At 67.7% G+C, this 17517-nt stretch carries 13 protein-coding genes; 4 read left to right on the forward strand and 9 right to left on the reverse strand.

The features are described from left to right. From ABZ845_RS29195 to ABZ845_RS29230, 8 genes are all read right to left on the reverse strand, one after another. Nucleotides 1–981, reverse strand: a complete 981-nt coding sequence (locus ABZ845_RS29195; protein WP_360985528.1) for an ABC transporter permease — start codon at nucleotides 979–981, stop codon at nucleotides 1–3. After that, a complete protein-coding gene (locus ABZ845_RS29200) occupies nucleotides 974–1897 on the reverse strand; it encodes an ABC transporter permease (protein ID WP_360985531.1) in 924 nt (307 codons plus the stop codon). The genes ABZ845_RS29195 and ABZ845_RS29200 overlap by 8 nt, the downstream gene beginning before the upstream one ends. 34 nt (nucleotides 1898–1931) lie before the next feature. Then, on the reverse strand, nucleotides 1932–3551 hold the full coding sequence (locus ABZ845_RS29205) for an ABC transporter substrate-binding protein (protein ID WP_360985534.1): 1620 nt from the start codon (nucleotides 3549–3551) through the stop codon (nucleotides 1932–1934). A 279-nt stretch (nucleotides 3552–3830) separates the two neighbouring features. After that, nucleotides 3831–4979 (reverse strand): dipeptide ABC transporter ATP-binding protein, encoded by a 1149-nt coding sequence (locus ABZ845_RS29210; protein ID WP_360985537.1) that lies wholly within the window; start codon nucleotides 4977–4979, stop codon nucleotides 3831–3833. Continuing rightward, the gene (locus ABZ845_RS29215; protein ID WP_360985540.1) at nucleotides 4972–6024 is read right to left on the reverse strand and encodes an ABC transporter ATP-binding protein; all 1053 of its coding nucleotides are present in this window, start codon (nucleotides 6022–6024) and stop codon (nucleotides 4972–4974) included. The genes ABZ845_RS29210 and ABZ845_RS29215 overlap by 8 nt, the downstream gene beginning before the upstream one ends. Nucleotides 6025–6038: 14 nt before the next feature. Next, entirely contained in the window at nucleotides 6039–6974 is a 936-nt protein-coding gene (locus tag ABZ845_RS29220; RefSeq protein ID WP_360985543.1) for an ABC transporter permease, read from the reverse strand. Next, nucleotides 6967–7890 carry an ABC transporter permease gene (locus tag ABZ845_RS29225; RefSeq protein WP_360985546.1) on the reverse strand — a complete coding sequence of 308 codons (924 nt, stop codon included), beginning with the start codon at nucleotides 7888–7890 and terminating at the stop codon, nucleotides 6967–6969. The genes ABZ845_RS29220 and ABZ845_RS29225 overlap by 8 nt, the downstream gene beginning before the upstream one ends. A gap of 161 nt (nucleotides 7891–8051) precedes the next feature. Further along, on the reverse strand, nucleotides 8052–9665 hold the full coding sequence (locus ABZ845_RS29230; RefSeq protein ID WP_360985549.1) for an ABC transporter substrate-binding protein: 1614 nt from the start codon (nucleotides 9663–9665) through the stop codon (nucleotides 8052–8054). 1085 nt (nucleotides 9666–10750) lie between these two features. Between ABZ845_RS29230 and typA the strand changes: the two genes are divergently transcribed. Further along, a complete protein-coding gene (gene typA, locus ABZ845_RS29235) occupies nucleotides 10751–12658 on the forward strand; it encodes a translational GTPase TypA (protein ID WP_360985552.1) in 1908 nt (635 codons plus the stop codon). Nucleotides 12659–12749: 91 nt separating this feature from the next. On the opposite strand, the gene ABZ845_RS29240 is transcribed toward typA, so the two are convergent. Next, on the reverse strand, nucleotides 12750–14960 hold the full coding sequence (locus ABZ845_RS29240; RefSeq protein WP_360985555.1) for an ABC transporter family substrate-binding protein: 2211 nt from the start codon (nucleotides 14958–14960) through the stop codon (nucleotides 12750–12752). Between the two features lie 320 nt (nucleotides 14961–15280). Here ABZ845_RS29240 and ABZ845_RS29245 point away from each other — a divergent pair, with 320 nt between their 5' ends. From ABZ845_RS29245 to ABZ845_RS29255, 3 genes are all read left to right on the forward strand, one after another. Further along, nucleotides 15281–15571 (forward strand): hypothetical protein, encoded by a 291-nt coding sequence (locus tag ABZ845_RS29245; RefSeq protein WP_360985558.1) that lies wholly within the window; start codon nucleotides 15281–15283, stop codon nucleotides 15569–15571. Between the two features lie 75 nt (nucleotides 15572–15646). Further along, nucleotides 15647–16468 carry a hypothetical protein gene (locus tag ABZ845_RS29250; protein WP_360985561.1) on the forward strand — a complete coding sequence of 274 codons (822 nt, stop codon included), beginning with the start codon at nucleotides 15647–15649 and terminating at the stop codon, nucleotides 16466–16468. After that, on the forward strand, nucleotides 16468–17517 hold a 1050-nt coding region (locus ABZ845_RS29255; protein WP_360985564.1), incomplete at its 3' end, for an FAD-binding protein. The genes ABZ845_RS29250 and ABZ845_RS29255, both read left to right, overlap by 1 nt.

A 17517-nucleotide genomic window follows, 5' to 3' on the forward strand; every position in this document is an offset into this window, starting at 1 on the left:
TCACCTCAGCTTCGGGTCGAGGGCGTCGCGCACCGCGTCGCCGAGCATGATGAACGCCAGCACGGTGATCGCGAGCGCTCCGGACGGCCACAGCAGCGCGTGCGGTGCGTTGCGGATGTACGGGGAGGCGGCGGAGATGTCGATCCCCCAGGACACGCTCGGCGGCTTCAGGCCGACGCCGAGATACGACAGGGTGGCCTCCAGGGCGATGTACGTGCCGAGCGCGATGGTGGACACGACGATCACCGGGGCCACCGCGTTGGGCGCGATATGGCGCAGCAGGATGCGGGAGTTGGAGGCGCCGAGGGCGCGCGCCGCCTGCACGTAGTCGTTCTGCTTGGCGGTGATCACCGAGCCGCGGGCGATACGGCAGATCTGCGGCCAGCCGAGCAGCACCATGAACCCGATGACCGGCCAGACGGTGTTGCTGGTGACCACGGACAGGAGGACCAGACCGCCGAGGACGACCGGGATGGCGAAGAAGATGTCGGTGGCCCGGGACAGGATCGCGTCCCACCCGCCGCCGAAGAACCCGGCGAGACCGCCCAGGACCGAGCCGAGGATCGCGACGCCGAGCGTGGCGCAGACACCGACCGTGACCGATGCGCGGGCGCCGTAGACGGTCCGGGTGTAGACGTCGCAGCCCTGGCCGTCGTAGCCGAACGGGTGCCCTGGCCCGGAGCCCTCCTGGGCCTTGGCGAGGTTGCACTGGAGGGGGTTGCCGGAGGTGATCAGCGACGGCCAGATCGAGATGAGGACCAGGAAGAGGATCACCAGGGCGGAGGCGACGAAGACGGGGTTGCGGCGCAGGTCGCGCCAGGCGTCCGACCACAGGCTGCGCGGCTTGCCCGCCGGGCCGGTGCCCAGCGGTCCTCCCGGGACCCTCTCAAGAGTGGTCGCCTCGCTCGCGGCGAGGTCCATCGCGCCGCCCATGCCGGTCCCCGCGATGGCGCCATCCGGCTCGTACGGCTGCTCAGGCATAGCGGATCCTCGGGTCGAGTACGGCGTACAGGAGGTCGACGACCAGGTTCGCGATCAGGAAGACCAGGACGAGGATCGTCACGAAGCCCACGACCGTCTGGGTGTTCTGCCGGAGGATGCCCTGGTAGAGCTGGAAGCCGACCCCGTGGATGTTGAAGATCCGCTCGGTGACGATCGCGCCGCCCATGAGGGCGCCGATGTCCGTGCCGATGAACGTGACGACCGGGATCAGCGAGTTGCGCAGCAGATGCCGGGTGATGACCCGGCGGCGCGGCAGCCCCTTGGCGATGGCCGTGCGGACGTAGTCGGACCGCTTGTTCTCGGCGATGGAGGTGCGGGTCAGCCGGGTGACGTATGCGAGGGAGACGGAGGCGAGCACGAGACCGGGCGCGATCAGCTCACCGAAGGCGGCATCCGGCGAGACCGACGGTCTGATCCAGCCCCACTCGACGCCGAGCAGCAGTTGGAGCAGCAGACCGGTGACGAAGGTCGGCACCGAGATCACGACGAGGGTGAGCAGCAGGACCGACGTGTCGACGGGCCGTCCTCGGCGCAGACCGGTGACCACTCCGAGCGCGATCCCGATGACGATCTCGAAGAGGATCGCCACGATGGTGAGGCGGATGGTCACCGGGAAGGAGGTCCCCATCAGTTCGGTGACCGGCTGCCCGTTGAAGGCGGTGCCGAAGTCACCGGTGAAGAGGTGGCCCATGTAGGTCGCGTACTGCTGCCACACAGGCTTGTCGAGGCCGAACTCCCGGCGCAGTTGGGCCGCCGTGGCGGGGTCGCACTGCCGCTCCCCGCACAGGCCCGCGATGGGGTCGCCCATCACGTTCACCATCAGGAAGATGAGCAGCGTGGCGCCGATGAACACCGGGATCATCTGCAGCAGGCGCCGGACGACGTACTGTCCCATGAGGCCTCCGGGGGTCGCGGGCTGCCGGTGGGGCTCAGCCGACCTTGATCTCGTTGTAGACGGGGACGCTGAACGGGTTGAGGACCACGTGGGACAGGCGCGAGGAGTAGCCAGCGCTGCCGTTCTGGTACCAGAGCGGGATGGCGGCCATGTTGTCCCGCACGACCCCCTCGGCCTGCTGGAACAGCTTCACGGCCCCCGCGGTGTCGCTCTGGGCGTTCGCCTTGTCGACGAGCTTGTCGAAGTCCTTGTTGGACCACTTGCCGTCGTTGGAGGAGGCGTTGGTGTAGTAGAGCGGCTGGAGGAAGTTCTGGATGAGCGGGTAGTCCATCTGCCAGCCGGCCCGGAACGGCCCGGACATCTTGTGCTGGCCGATCTGGTTGCGGAAGTCGGCGAAGGTGCCGACGGGATTGCCCACGCAGGCCTTGTCGTTGCCGAGGGCGTTGTTGATCGAGTTGCACACGGCGTCCACCCACTCCTTGTGGGAGCCGGTGTCCGCGTTGTACGTGATCTTGACCTGGCCGCCGGGAAGCCCGCCGCCCTCCTGGACCAGCTTCTTGGCCTGGCCCGGGTTGTATCTGCACGCGTCGCCGCACAGCCCCGACTGGTAGCCGCCGGCCTCGCCGAGCACCGGGGAGGTCCAGTCGGTGGCCGGGGTACGCGTCTTCTGGAAGATCTGACTGGTGATCTGATCCCGGTTGATCGCCATGGACAGGCCCGTGCGGACCTTCTCCATCCCATGCTTGTTCCACTTGGGGTCGTAGTACGGGAAGGCGAGGGTCTGGATGATGCCGGCCGGAGTGTTGATGTAGCGGCCGTCCAGGTCCTTCTTGACGTTCTTGAGCTGGGTGGCGGGCACGTCGTCCACGAGGTCGAGGTTGCCGGCCAGCAGGTCGGTGTACGCGGTGTTGCTGTCGGTGTAGACCTTCAGGTCGACCCCGTCGTTCTGCGCCTTGTCCGAGCCGGGGTAGGCGTCCCACTTCCGCAGGGACATCTGCGAGCCCTTGGTGTACGAGTCGATCAGGTACGGGCCGTTGCCGATGGGCTTCTTCAGCCAGGCCGCGTGGTTGTCGAAGAACGCCCTGGGCAGCGGGGCGAAGGCCACGTAGCCGAGGGTGTCCGGGAACGAGGAGAACTTCTGGCTGAGCCGCACGGTGAAGGTGCGGGGGCCTGTGACCTTGAGCCCGGAGAGGGTGTCGGCGCTCTGGGATCCGGAATCCGGGTGGACCTTGTCGTACCCCTCGATGTACTGGAAGAAATACGCGTTCTTCTGGTTGTTCTTCAGTCCGGCACCGTAATTCCAGGCATCGACGAAGGACTTGGCCGTGACGGCCTCGCCATTGCTGAACTTCCAGCCGTCCTTGACGGTGATCGTGAAGTTCTGCGAGTCGGAGGTCTCGATCTTCTCCGCGAGCATGTCCTCGGCGGCGCCGGTCCGCGGGTTGTAGCGCTTCAGCCCGCGGAAGACCATGTCGAGGACCTTGCCGCCCTGCACCTCATTGGTGTTGGACGGCTCCAGCGGGTTCTGCGGGTCGCCCCAGGACGAGCTGAGCACCCCCGAGCCGCTGCCCCCGCCGCCTCCACCGCAACCGGCCGCCACGAGGGCTGCCGACGCGACGGCCGCCGCCCAACTCGCGTGCCTGACTCCCCGCATGGAGTGCCTCCTCGCAGTGCGCTGCCCTCAGCGCCGGGGCGCTGTCCCTTCCCGGTCAATCTCAGCATTCAGCCGACATATCACCTACTGACACCACTCGTCCGGGTGAGGAGGTCACACGGATGGCGGACATGCCGGTGCGAACGCGGAGGAGTCCGACGGGACTTGAACGCGGGCCGATGCCGCGGGGAGGGCTCAGGCACAAGGCCCCAAAACGCCGGTTTCCCGGCGCCCCTCGCAAGGGGCGCCGGGAAACCGGATGGAGCGGGGGTGAGCCGATCAGGCCGCGCCCACGACGTCCTTCTCCTCCGCGAAGTGGCACGCGGACTCGTGAGCCACCAGACCGCCGGCGGCCTTGAAAGGCTCCGGGATCGCCAGAAGCGGGGTCTCCTCCGCGCACCTGTCCTGCGCCTTCCAGCACCGCGTGCGGAAGCGGCAGCCGGAGGGCGGGTTGGCCGGAGACGGGACGTCGCCGGTCAGGATGATGCGCTCGCGGTGATCGCGGGCCTCCGGGTCCGGGACGGGGACCGCGGACAGCAGAGCCTGCGTGTAGGGGTGCGTCGAGTGCTCGTAGATCTGCTCGTCCGTGCCGATCTCGACCATGCGGCCCAGGTACATGACGCCCACCCGGTCCGAGATGTGCCGGACGATCGACAGGTCGTGCGCGATGAAGACGTAGGACAGGTTGAACTCGTCCTGCAGTCGCTCCATCAGGTTGATGACCTGCGCCTGGACGGACACGTCCAGGGCGGAGACCGGCTCGTCGCAGATGATGATCTCCGGGTTGAGCGCGAGGCCGCGGGCGATGCCGATGCGCTGGCGCTGGCCGCCGGAGAACTGGTGCGGGTAGCGGTTGATGTACTCGGGGTTGAGACCGACGACGTCCAGCAGCTCCTGCACCTTGCGGCGCCGGTCGCCCTTCGGGGCCACCTCGGGATGGATGTCGTACGGCTCGCCGATGATGTCGCCCACCGTCATACGGGGGTTGAGCGAGGTGTACGGGTCCTGGAACACCATCTGGATGTTCCGGCGCACCGCCTTCAGCGCACGCCCGGACAGCTTGGTGATGTCCTGGCCCTTGTAGAAGATCTCACCGGCCGTGGCCCGCTCGAGGTTCATGAGCAGCTTGGCCACCGTCGACTTGCCGCAGCCGGACTCGCCCACGATGCCCAGGGTCTCGCCCTGGTGCAGGTCGAAGGAGATGCCGTCGACGGCCTTGACGGCGCCGATCTGCCGCTTGAACAGGATGCCCTGGGTCAGCGGGAAGTGCTTGACCAGGTTACGGACCTGCAGGATCGGCTCACCGCGCTCGACCGGTGCCTCGATGGCGGCGACCGCCTCCTCCACGGAATTCGCGTCCACCACGTCCACGTCGGAGACATTCGGCGTGGTGTCGGCCGCGGTGTCCTTCTCGATCGACTCAGCCATGGATCGTCTCCTTCCAGAAGTGGCACGCCGAACCGCGGCCGGGCAGCTCGGAGCCGTCCGCCTCGGTGACGGGGTGCAGGGCCGGGATCTCCGTACGGCAGATGTCCTGGGCCTTGGGGCAGCGCGGGCTGAAGGCGCAACCGCTCGGAATCTTGAGCAGGTTGGGCGGCAGACCCTTGATCGCGTAGAGTTCCTGGCCCTTCTGGTCCAGGCGCGGGATCGAGTCCAGCAGACCCCGGGTGTAGGGGTGCGCCGGACGCTTGTACAGCTCGTGCACGGGCGCCTGCTCGACGATCCGGCCGGCGTACATGACGGCGATCTTGTCCGCGACGTCGGCGACCACACCCAGGTCGTGGGTGATCAGGATCAGGCCCATGTTGTACTCGCGCTGCAGCTCCGCGAGCAGGTCCATGACCTGGGCCTGGACGGTGACGTCCAGGGCCGTGGTCGGCTCGTCGGCGATGATCAGATCCGGCTCCAGGGACAGCGCCATGGCAATCATGATGCGCTGGCGCATACCGCCGGAAAACTGGTGCGGGTAGTCGTTCACGCGGGCCGCGGCGGCCGGGATCTTGACCTTGTCCATCAGCTCGATGGCCTTGGCCTTGGCAGCCTTGCGGGACATCCCCTGGTGCACGCGGAACATCTCGCCGAGCTGGTAGCCGACGGTCAGCACCGGGTTCAGCGAGGAGAGAGCGTCCTGGAAGATCATCGCGATCTTGGCGCCGCGGACCTTCCGGCGCTCCTCGCCGGACATCTTGAGCATGTCCTGACCGCGGAACAGGATCTCGCCCTTGGGAATCTGGGCCGGGGGCATGTCCAGGATGCCCATGATGGCCTGTGCGGTGACCGACTTGCCGGATCCGGACTCGCCGAGCACGGCGAGCGTCTCGCCCGCGGAGACGGTGTAGTTGACACCGTTGACCGCCTTGGCCACTCCCTCGCGGGTGTGGAACTCGACGTGCAGGTCACGGACCTCAAGCAGCGGCGTGCCCTCGTCGCCGGAGCGGCGGGCGGCGGGAACGGCGTCCTCGATGATGGTCATGGATTACGCCCTCCTCAGCGCAGCTTGGGGTCGAAGGCGTCGCGAACCACGTCGCCGAGCATGATGAACGCGAGCACCGTGATGCTGAGCGCGCCTGCCGGGAAAAGCAGGGCGTGCGGCGAGGTGAGCCAGCGGTCCTGCGCGTCACTGATCATCAGACCCCAGGAGATGTCAGGGGACTGGACGCCGATGCCCAGGTAGGACAGCGCGGCCTCGGTGGCGATGTAGACACCCAGGTTCATCGTGGAGATGACCACGATCGGGGCGAGGGTGTTGGGCAGGATGTGCCGGAAGGCGATCCGCATCGGCCCCGCGCCGAGCGCCCGGGCCGCGGCGACGTAGTCGTTGTACTTGTTGCCGATGACTTCACCGCGCATGATCCGGAAGACCTGCGGCCAGCCGAGGACCGACAGCACGATGGAGACGGTCCACACGTTGCTGCTGCCCACCATCGACATGATCAGCAGACCACCGATGAGGATCGGCATCGCGTAGAAGATCTCCGACACACGGGAGATCAGCGAGTCGGCCCAGCCGCCCCACAGACCGGCCAGCATACCGATGACACCGCCGAGCGCCGTGGTCAGGATCGTGGAGACCACACCGACGATGATCGAGTTGCGGGTGCCCCACACCGTGCGGGTGTAGATGTCGCAGCCCTGGACGTCGTAGCCGAACAAGTGACCGCTGGTCGGGCCGCTCAACGAGTTCTGCAGGTCGCAGAAGCCGCCGGTGAACGGGGAACGCGAGGTGAACAGGCCGGGAGCGACGGCCAGCACCAGAAGGCACACGATGACGAAGGCCGAGATGAGGAACATCGGCCGCCTGCGCAGGTCGTGCCAGCCGTCACTCCAGAGGCTGGCGACGCGCTCCGGCTTGCCCTCCGGGTCCGGTGCCTTGGCCGCGGGGCCTTCGGCCGGAACGGGTCGTTCAATGATCTGTTCACTCATAGCGGATCCTCGGGTCGAGCACGGCGTAGAGGACGTCGACGGCAAGGTTGGCCACCAGATAGATCAGGATGAGCATGGTGACCAGACCCACGACGACGGGCCCCTCGCGCAGGGAGACGGACTGGGCCAACTGACCACCGATGCCGGGGAGGTTGAAGATCCGCTCCGTGATGATCGCGCCACCCATCAGCGAACCGAGGTCCATGCCGAGGAAGGTGACGACGGGAATGAGGGAGTTGCGCAGCGCGTGGACGCCGATGACTCGGCGGCGCGGCAGGCCCTTGGCGATGGCGGTGCGGACGTAGTCCGCGCGGATCGACTCGATCATGCTGGTCCGGGTCAGCCGGGTGATGTACGCCATGGACGTGGAGGCCAGGACCAGGCCGGGCAGGATGTAGCTGGTGGGCCAGCCCTCCTGGATACCGGCGACCGGCGTCAGCTTCCACTTGACGCCCAGTTCGAGCTGGAGGACGTTACCGAGCACCAGGACCGGGACGGAGATCAGGAGCAGCGTGGCGATGAAGACCACGTTGTCCGCGAACTTCCCGCGGCGCAGCGCCGAAAGGATGCCGGCCAGGATGCCGATGATCGCTTCGAAGGCGAACGCCGTCAGCGACAGGTTCAGGGTCACAGGGAAGCGCTGGGCGACGATGTCGCTGATCGACCGGCCGGTGTAGGTGGTGCCCAGGTCTCCACGGAAGACACCGCTGATGTAGTGCCAGTACTGCAGCACCAGTGGATCGTCGAGGTGGTACCGCGCGCGCAGCACCAAAGCCAGTTGGGGGTCCTGCTTCTCACCCATCAGAGCCCTGATCGGGTCGCCCGGCAGCAGGAAGACCAAGCAGTAGATGAGGAACGTGACGCCTATGAGTACAGGGATCGCCTGCAGCACACGGCGCACGACGAATCGGCCCATTGGTTCTCCAAGGAATGCTGGCCCGTCCGGCACAGGGGAAGGCGTGCGCGGGTCGGACCCAACGGCGAAGAGGGTGGGTGGGGGGAGCCGCCGCTCCGGCGGTCCCCCAACCCACCCTGCTGCCCGCTACTTCAGGTCGCGGACACGGTTTCCTGCTTCGCTCAGCTGAGCTTGACGGACGTCCAGTCGATCTGGTGCGAGATGACCTGTATCGAGCTGATCTTGGTGCTGAAGCCCGAGTTCAGACGGTAGAAGTACACCGGGATGTACGGCAGGTCCTTGAGAACGACATCGTCCGCCGCCTGGTACTGCTTGATGGCGTCGGCGTCCGTGGTCGCCTGGTCACCCTTCGCCAGCAGCTGCTCGAACTGCTCGTTGGTGTAGCCCGCGTAGTTCGAGCCGTTCTGGATGGCGTCCTTGGAGAAGATCGGACGGAGGAAGTCCTCGATGTTCGGGTAGTCCATCTGCCAACCCATGCGGAAGGAGCCCTGGTACTTCTTCTGGTCCAGGTCGTCCAGCATGGTCTGGAACTGCTCGAACGGCTTGGGCGTCACCTTGATGCCCAGGCTCTTGGAGATCTGGTTGGCGACTGCCTCGACCCAGGTCTTGTGGTCGCCGTCCGCGTTGTAGCCGATCTCCAGGGAGTTACCGGGCAGACCACCGGCCTCCTGGAAGAGCTGCTTCGCCTTGGTCGGGTTGTAGGTGCACGCGTCACCGCAAGCACCCTTGCGGTAACCCTCGATCAGCGGCGGCATGTAGTCGTCGGCCGGGGTACGGGCGCCCAGGAACACCTTCTGGGAGATGGCCTCCCGGTCGATGGACATGGAGATGGCTTCACGGATCTTGGGGTTCTGGAAAGCCTTGTTGTACTTCAGCGGGAAGCCGATGTAGCCCGTGCCGCCCTCGGGGACGTCGATGGTGTGGCCCGGCAGGTCCTTCTTGTACGTGGCCAGACCCGAGGTCGGGATCACCGGCAGGACGTCGAGGTTGCCCGCGACCAGGTCCTTGTAGGCGGTGTCCTGGTTCGAGTAGACCTTGAAGTCGATGCCCTTGACCTTGTACGCGGACGCGTCGGGGTACTTGTCGTACTTGACGAGGCTGATGCCCTCGTTGTCGACGAAGGCGTTCTTCGCCGCGTACGGACCGTTGCCGATCGGCTTCTTGCCGAAGCCCTTGGGGTCCTTGAAGAACGCCTTCGGCAGCGGCGAGAAGCCGGTGAACGACAGCTGGGCCGGGAACGCCGAGAACGGAGCCGTCAGCGTGACCTGGAGGGTGTTGGCGTCGACCGCCTTCAGACCGGACAGCGTGTGGGTCTTGACGGTCTTCTTCGCGCCCGGGTTGAGGTCCGCGTAGCCCGCGATGTGGCTGAAGAGCGGGTTGGTCTGCTGCGCGTTCGTCTGGTCGGCGCCGTAGTTCCAGGCGTCGATGAAGGACTGAGCGGTGACCTGCTCGCCGTTGTGGAAGGTGTAGCCCGGCTTCAGCTTGATCGTCCAGACCTTGCTGTCCTTCGTGGTGATGGACTGGGCCTCGTCGTTGACGATCTTGTTGTTCGAGTCGATCTTGGTGAGACCGGTGAACAGGGCGTGGATGACCTGGCCGCCCTCGGTCTCGTAAGTGTTGGACGGTATCAGCGCGTTCTGCGGCTGACCGATCTCGACCGAAACAACACCGTCACTACCGCCGCCGGCCTGGCTGCCGCCACTACCGCAGGCGGTCGCGCCCATGGCAACGACGATCGCGACCGCGGCCCACTTGGCGCCCTTGGCACCACGCATGGGGCTCCTCCTCATGAGTTCATTGGTTCACCGCTTGGAAGGGCACAAGACTCATCACCGTTACCGGTGCCTGAAATGGTCAGGTGCCCCCCGCGCCCGATGAGTCGGCGCCGCCAGCGACGTGACCCTTTTATCCGAGCTCTACGCGCCTAACTATCTGCCAAACACAGAGGCAGAAACCACTGCCCCAAGGTCTCGGTTCGATCACACCTGGCGCGAACTTCTTCCAAAATCCGGACAAACTGTTTGCAGAAAGATCGATACGAAACGGACCTGTTACACAAGTATCGGAGTGAAGTGTCCGCATTCCGGACAGGTGGCCAAAGAAAACGCGTTGCTTCACAGCGCGCTGCCACCTGACGATTGTCCGCACGCCATCGGGCCCAAGCCGCCCGACGCGCCACGCGTTCGAGTCGACAGCCGGTACGCCCCGTCGGGCCGGTCACCTTCGGCGAGCGCCGGCCGGGCGGAAAACGAATGGCGGAGACGAAAGCACAGTAGTGCCGATCTTTCCGTTCGCATCCCCACGCCTCGACATTGCAGGGTTTTCCCTATTGCTGCGAGGGGACCCCGGCCCGACCCCGGGCACATGCCCGCGGGAAGGCGTCGCGGGACATGCGTCTGTTTCCCGCCAATCCGCTCGCTCGTCCGCTCGGCTCTGCCCTGAGGCGGCCGGGTACCCCACGGGTGAGCGCCCCGCGTACCCCGGCAAGGGCGCGCCCCGGGTCACCCCCGCCGTGGGCGTCGAAGGTGACACTCGTCACCGCGTCGCCCCTCAGGGGACGCCGGACCTGCTCCGCTCTTCCGCTCGTCGCGGCCGGGGCCGGCGGGGCGCATCCGCTTCCTGATCGGCTCCATCAGCGGCGACGCCCGGCCCCGCCGGATCGGTGGCCGGGCCGCCGGGACCCGGCGGACGCCCTGCCGGGGGCTGCCCGGGCGGTCCCGGGCAGCCCCCCCCGTAGCACCCGCTTTCGCCCTGAGCCCCGTACCATGGGGTGAGGCCGTGGCATGTTCAGCCCGGCAGGGCCCGCGTAACACAGACGTACGCGCAGGCCGTCCTCACCACTCCGGGAGTACGCCGCAATATGGCCACGCGCCACGACATCCGCAACGTCGCCATCGTCGCCCACGTCGACCACGGTAAGACCACCATCGTCGACGGAATGCTGAAGCAGGCCGGCGCCTTCGCCGCGCACCAGCTCGAGCAGGTCGACGACCGCGTCATGGACTCGAACGACCTGGAGCGTGAGAAGGGCATCACGATCCTCGCCAAGAACACGGCGGTGAAGTACCACCCCAAGGACGGCGGGGACCCGATCACGATCAACATCATCGACACCCCTGGCCACGCCGACTTCGGTGGCGAGGTCGAGCGCGGTCTGTCGATGGTGGACGGCGTGGTCCTGCTCGTGGACGCGTCCGAGGGACCGCTGCCGCAGACCCGCTTCGTGCTGCGCAAGGCGCTCCAGGCCCGGCTGCCCGTCATCCTGTGCATCAACAAGACAGACCGCCCCGACGCCCGTATCGACGAGGTCGTCAACGAGACCTACGACCTGTTCCTGGACGTGGACGCGGACGAGGACCAGATCGAGTTCCCGATCGTCTACGCCTGCGGCCGTGACGGCATCGCCTCGCTGACCAAGCCGGAGAACGGCACGGTCCCGGCCGACTCCGACAGCCTGGAGCCGTTCTTCTCCACGATCCTGGAGCACATCCCGGCTCCCAAGTACGAGGAGGAGGCGCCGCTCCAGGCGCACGTCACCAACCTCGACGCCGACAACTTCCTCGGCCGTATCGCGCTGCTCCGTGTCGAGCAGGGCGAGCTGCGCAAGGGCCAGACCGTCTCCTGGATCAAGCGCGACGGTTCGATGAGCAACGTCCGCATCACCGAGCTGATGATGACCGAGGCACTCACCCGCAAGCCGGCGGAGATGGCCGGTCCGGGTGACATCTGCGCGGTCGCCGGTATCCCCGAGATCATGATCGGCGAGACCCTGGCCGACCCCGAGAACCCCGTCGCGCTGCCGCTGATCACGGTCGACGAGCCCGCGATCTCGATGGTCATCGGCACCAACACCTCGCCGCTCGTCGGCCGGGGCGGCACCGGCAAGGGTGCCAACGCCAAGGCCACGGTCAAGGACCGCAAGGTCACCGCCCGCCAGGTCAAGGACCGCCTCGACCGCGAGCTGATCGGTAACGTCTCGCTGCGGGTCCTGGACACCGAGCGGCCGGACGCCTGGGAGGTGCAGGGCCGCGGTGAGCTGGCGCTGGCCATCCTGGTGGAGACCATGCGCCGCGAAGGCTACGAGCTGACCGTCGGCAAGCCGCAGGTGGTCACCAAGGACGTCGACGGCAAGGTCCACGAGCCCGTCGAGCGTCTGACGATCGACGTGCCCGAGGAGCACATGGGCGCGGTCACGCAGCTGATGGGCGTCCGCAAGGGCCGTATGGACAACATGTCCAACCATGGCTCCGGCTGGGTGCGCATGGAGTTCGTGGTGCCCTCGCGTGGTCTGATCGGCTTCCGTACCGAGTTCCTGACCGGCACGCGCGGCACGGGCATCGCCCACTCCCTGCACGAGGGCCACGAGCCCTGGTTCGGCCCCCTGCAGACCCGTAACAACGGCTCGCTGGTCGCCGACCGCTCCGGCAGCGTCACCGCCTTCGCGATGACGAACCTCCAGGAGCGCGGCACGCTCTTCATCGAGCCGGGCACCGAGGTGTACGAGGGCATGATCGTCGGTGAGAACTCCCGCTCCGACGACATGGACGTCAACATCACCAAGGAGAAGAAGCTCACCAACATCCGGTCGGCCACGTCGGACATCGCCGAGTCGATCGTTCCGCCGCGCAAGCTGTCGCTGGAGCAGTCCCTGGAGTTCTGCCGCGACGACGAGTGCGTCGAGGTGACCCCGGAGGCCGTCCGCATCCGCAAGGTCGTGCTCGACCAGCGTGAGCGCGCCCGCACCGCGAGCCGCGCCAAGCACGGCTGATCCCCCGGCTTCATCAGGCCTTCGAGCGCCGGGACGGCATCCGTCCCGGCGCTCGAGGGTTTTCCGCGCCCTCTCGTTGCCTGCTGCGGCACTAGGAGCCGGACGGGCTCGCCGAGGGGCTCGCGGGCAGCTTCACGCCCTTCTTCAGGAAGCCCATGTCCTCGTAGGCGGGGGTCTGGAAGCCGAACGCGCCCGCGTTGGCGAGGTCGCTCCGTGTGATCGTGAGCTGGGGGCGCTGGTAGAGGGGGATGGAACCCGCGGCGGCCCAGATGCGTGCGTCGGCCTTGCGCACCAGATCGCGTTCCTCGCCCTGGTCCAGCGTGGCGATCGCCTCGTCGAACAGCTGGTTCACCTGGTCGGTGCCGACCCGCGTGTAGTTCTGCTCGATGGTCAGCGAGCCGTCCGCCGCGGGCACCGGCTTGGCGTAGATCGGCCGGGCGTCGGTCGCTGGGAAGGCGGAGGCGGGCCATGAGTACAGCGCCAGGTCGTAGTCCCCGGACGCGATGTGGTCCTTGAAGTAGCTGTCGTCGGAGACCTTGGTGATCTGCGTACGGATCCCGACCTTGTCCAGCATGGCCGCGACACGGTCGCCCACCGTCCGCAGGGACTGCGAGCCCGGCCCGGACGGGAGCACGAACTTCAGCATCAGGGGCTTGCCGTCCTTGGCGTACGTCCCGGGCGCGGAACCGGCCGGGGCGGCGGTGCCCCGGGGGGCGTAGGCGCCGGGCGCCCCGCCCCGGAAACCGGGCTGCGGACCGAGCTCGGGGCGCTGCGCGCCGTGCTGCTTGGTGTGGTCGCCCGGGTCCTTGCCGTCGTCCTGGCCGTCGCGGTGCGTCCCGCCGTCGTGCGAGTCACTGGCGCCGGGCGTCCCGTGGTTCTCGGAGCCGGGAGCCTTCGCGGCCGGGGATCCGGTGGTCTTCTTGCCCGTCGACCCCGCCGTCTTCTTCTTCTCCTCCTTGATCGGCCCGCCAGCCACCCAGCCCGCCTCGCTCAGCAGCGCCTGCGACCGGCTCGTGTCCTGGTCGCCAAGGGCTCCGCTGTTGTCGGCGTAGTCGTCCTGGCCCGAGAGGGCGAGGTGGCTGCCGACCGGCACCACGGGCAGCCCGAGCGGCTTGAGCACCAGCCCGGCCAGCACCTTGCGGTCCAGTGCCCGGGCCACGGCACGCCGTACACGCTCGTCCGACAGGGGCCCCTGCGATCCGTTCAGGGCGAGCTGGGTGTAGGCGGGCTCCAGCGACTTGCGGAGCACATAGGCGCCGCCCTGCGTCTGCTTCGCCTGGGGCCCCGACTCGCCCGGAGTGCCGCTCTCGTCCGGTGACGCACTGGCATCGGACGAGCCGCTCTCGTCGGCCGACGCGCTCTCGTCCGGCGACGCGCTCTGGGAGGCACCGGTGGAGGGGCCCTGCGCCGGGCCCCCGCTCTTGCCCTGGTCGAGCGTGAACCGCTGGGCCTCCTCCGGGTCCACATCGGCGATGTCGATCCTCCCCTCGGCGACCGCGGCGGCCCGCTGGTCGCGCGGGACGGCCACGAGCTGGATCTGGGAGAGTTTGGCGGGGCGGCCCCACCAGCGCGGATTGCGGGCGAGGGTGACCGTGCCGCCCTTGCGGTCGAGGCTCTCGAGGGCGAACGGGCCCGCGGTGACCTTCAGGGTGTTCCTCGCCCCGTCGTTGAAGCTGGTCGGGGTACCCATGACCTCCTTCGGGTACAGCGGCGAGAAGAGCGACCTCCAGTCGGCGTAGGGCTTGCTGAAGGTGACCTTGACCTCGAGGTTGTTCGCGCCGCGCTCGATCTTCTGGATGCGGTCGTAGCCCGCGTTGCGGGCGGTCCAGTAGGCGCTGTCCTTCCCGGAGAGAGCACGCCACTGCGCGGCGAAGTCATCGGCGCCGATCTCCCGGCCGTCGCTCCAGACGGCCTTCTGGCTCAGGCGGTAGACGACGACCTGCTTCGGCTCGGTCGATGTGACCTTGGCGGACTCCAGGAAGTCGGGGTTGCGCTCGGGGCGCCCGTTCGCGTCCAGCCGGAACATCGAGGGCAGCACCGCCCCGGCGACCCGGGAGGTACCGGCGTCGGCGTCGGACTGGAAGGTGTTCAGGGTCTGAGGGACGGCGTCGACGGCCCAGCGCAGCGAGCCGCCGTCGGCGAGAAGGGTGCGGGCTGCCGGGGCGATGTCCTGCGCGGCGACCGGTTTGCTCCCCCCGTCGTCGTCGGAACTGCACCCGGCGAGCGCGGGCACCGCGAGGGCTCCCGCGGCGAGGAACGCGACCGAGCGCATCACCGCGCGCGGTCCGACGGCGTGGGACATCAGAGCCACCTCCGGGAGCCGCTCGGACTGAAGAGCGGGGATTATGATCCGGTTTAGGGGTATTTGACTGATCACATGTATGACCTACTGAAGAGGAAAGGGTTCGGTGCCATGCGGCGACACGGCGTCGGCCACCGGGAAGGTCACCCGAGTGGCCCAGCGCGCCCGCACCCCATCGCGACCGCACACAGCGCACACACCAGCGCGCGTCGGCCAATCCGTGCACACGCCTTCACACCGAGTGGTGTGACGCGCGACACTCGCAGGCGCATGAGCGGTGCCGGCCCGGTACCGAGGACCCGTGGAAGCGAGGTCACGTCATGTCCGTGTACGACGAACTGCTGTCGGTCCAGCGCTGTCTCGATGACCTGTACCGGTCGGTCGGGCGGCTGGAGCGGCAGATCGGCCGCGGCGGTCCGGACATCCGCCGTGTGCGTGCCGACGCCGATCATCTGCGCGAGAGTGTGGCGCTGCTGCGCGACACCGTTCCCTCACCCGGTCAGCCGCAAAACCGCGAACTTGTGACCATCTCCGACGCGCCGTACGACATCAGCCTGTGGACCGACTCGGACGATGAGGGTCTCGGCGCCCGCGACCGGCACGCGCCATGACCGAGCACGGCACGCGCCGCAGGACGTGCCGCCGCGACAGGCTGTCCTTCCCCCGACCCCGACCGGAGTCATCCATTGGCCACTGGTACGGAACCCCATAGCAAGAGCGGCGGCGTACACACCGGTACGCGCGCCGCGATCGCCGCCCCGCATCTGCGCACCGACCGCTGGTGGCTGGCCCCGGCCGTCACCGCGGCCGGTCTGCTCGCCTTCGTCGTCTATTCGACCTGGCGTGCCTTCGCCGACGCGGACTACTACGCCGCACCGTACGTCTCGCCCTTCTACTCGCCCTGTCTGGCCGAGAACTGCCAAGCCATGCACGGGGGCCCCAACGCCGACCTCTTCGGCAGCTGGTGGGCGATCTCCCCCGCGATCATCATCCTGATCTTCCCGCTCGGCTTCCGGCTGACCTGCTACTACTACCGCAAGGCCTACTACCGCAGCTTCTGGGCGTCCCCGCCCGCCTGCGCGGTGGCCGAGCCGCACAAGAAGTACACCGGCGAGACCCGCTTCCCGCTGATCCTGCAGAACGTCCACCGGTACTTCTTCTACGCGGCCCTGCTGGTCGCCGGAACCCTGACCTACGACACGGTCCTCTCCTTCCGCGACGAGCACCACCACTGGGGCCATATGGGCCTCGGCACCCTGGTGTTCCTGCTCAACATCGTGCTGATCTGGGCGTACACCCTGTCGTGCCACTCCTGCCGGCACATCGTCGGCGGAAAGCTCAAGCACTTCTCCAGGCACCCCGTGCGCTACAAGGCGTGGCAGTTCGTCGGGCGGCTCAACGCCCGGCACATGCAGCTCGCCTGGGCGTCTCTGGTGAGCGTGGCGCTCGCCGACTTCTACGTCTATCTGCTCGCGTCCGGTGTCTTCGACGATCCGAGGTTGTTCTGATGCCCGTGGTGGACCGGCAGGAGTGGGACGTCGTCGTGGTCGGTGCCGGCGGCGCCGGGCTGCGCGCCGCGATCGAGGCGCGGGAGCGGGGCGCACGCACTGCGGTGATCTGCAAGTCGCTGTTCGGCAAGGCCCACACGGTGATGGCCGAGGGCGGCATCGCGGCGGCGATGGCCAACGTCAACGAGCACGACAACTGGCAGGTCCACTTCCGCGACACCCTGCGCGGCGGCAAGTTCCTCAACCAGTGGCGGATGGCGGAGCTGCACGCGCGGGAGGCCCCGGACCGGGTGTGGGAGCTGGAGGCCTGGGGCGCGCTGTTCGACCGTACGAAGGACGGGAAGATCTCGCAGCGCAACTTCGGCGGCCATGAGTACCCGCGACTCGCCCACGTCGGCGACCGTACGGGCCTGGAGCTGATCCGCACCCTCCAGCAGAAGATCGTCGCCCTCCAGCAGGAGGACAAGAGGGAGACCGGTGACTACGAGTCCCGGCTGAAGGTCTTCCAGGAGTGCACCGTCACCAGGGTCCTCAAGAACGGGGACCGGGTGTCGGGGGTCTTCGCCTACGAGCGCGAGTCCGGCCGCTTCTTCGTCCTCGAGGCACCCGCCGTGGTGATCGCGACCGGCGGCATCGGCAAGTCCTTCAAGGTCACGTCGAACTCGTGGGAGTACACGGGCGACGGGCACGCCCTCGCCCTGCTCGCCGGGGCGCCGCTGCTGAACATGGAGTTCGTGCAGTTCCACCCGACGGGCATGGTCTGGCCGCCGTCGGTGAAGGGCATCCTCGTCACCGAGTCGGTGCGCGGCGACGGAGGGGTGCTCAGGAACTCCGAGGGCAAGCGGTTCATGTTCGACTACGTCCCGGACGTCTTCAAGGAGAAGTACGCGCAGTCGGAGGAGGAGGCCGACCGCTGGTACGACGACCCGGACCGCAACCGGCGTCCCCCGGAGCTGCTCCCCCGCGACGAGGTGGCCCGCGCCATCAACTCCGAGGTGAAGGCGGGCCGCGGGTCCCCGCACGGAGGGGTCTTCCTCGATGTGTCGACG

It is taken from the genome of Streptomyces sp. NPDC047022 (assembly GCF_040644155.1).
Taxonomy (GTDB): Bacteria; Actinomycetota; Actinomycetes; order Streptomycetales; family Streptomycetaceae; genus Streptomyces.

Bases quoted from the DNA above. Each gene is read 5' to 3' on its own strand.
- ABZ845_RS29195 (WP_360985528.1), bottom strand. From the start codon at position 981: ATGCCTGAGCAGCCGTACGAGCCGGATGGCGCCATCGCGGGGACCGGC.
- ABZ845_RS29200 (WP_360985531.1), bottom strand. From the start codon at position 1,897: ATGGGACAGTACGTCGTCCGGCGCCTGCTGCAGATGATCCCGGTGTTC.
- ABZ845_RS29205 (WP_360985534.1), bottom strand. From the start codon at position 3,551: ATGCGGGGAGTCAGGCACGCGAGTTGGGCGGCGGCCGTCGCGTCGGCA.
- ABZ845_RS29210 (WP_360985537.1), bottom strand. From the start codon at position 4,979: ATGGCTGAGTCGATCGAGAAGGACACCGCGGCCGACACCACGCCGAAT.
- ABZ845_RS29215 (WP_360985540.1), bottom strand. From the start codon at position 6,024: ATGACCATCATCGAGGACGCCGTTCCCGCCGCCCGCCGCTCCGGCGAC.
- ABZ845_RS29220 (WP_360985543.1), bottom strand. From the start codon at position 6,974: ATGAGTGAACAGATCATTGAACGACCCGTTCCGGCCGAAGGCCCCGCG.
- ABZ845_RS29225 (WP_360985546.1), bottom strand. From the start codon at position 7,890: ATGGGCCGATTCGTCGTGCGCCGTGTGCTGCAGGCGATCCCTGTACTC.
- ABZ845_RS29230 (WP_360985549.1), bottom strand. From the start codon at position 9,665: ATGCGTGGTGCCAAGGGCGCCAAGTGGGCCGCGGTCGCGATCGTCGTT.
- typA (WP_360985552.1), top strand. From the start codon at position 10,751: ATGGCCACGCGCCACGACATCCGCAACGTCGCCATCGTCGCCCACGTC.
- ABZ845_RS29240 (WP_360985555.1), bottom strand. From the start codon at position 14,960: ATGTCCCACGCCGTCGGACCGCGCGCGGTGATGCGCTCGGTCGCGTTC.
- ABZ845_RS29245 (WP_360985558.1), top strand. From the start codon at position 15,281: ATGTCCGTGTACGACGAACTGCTGTCGGTCCAGCGCTGTCTCGATGAC.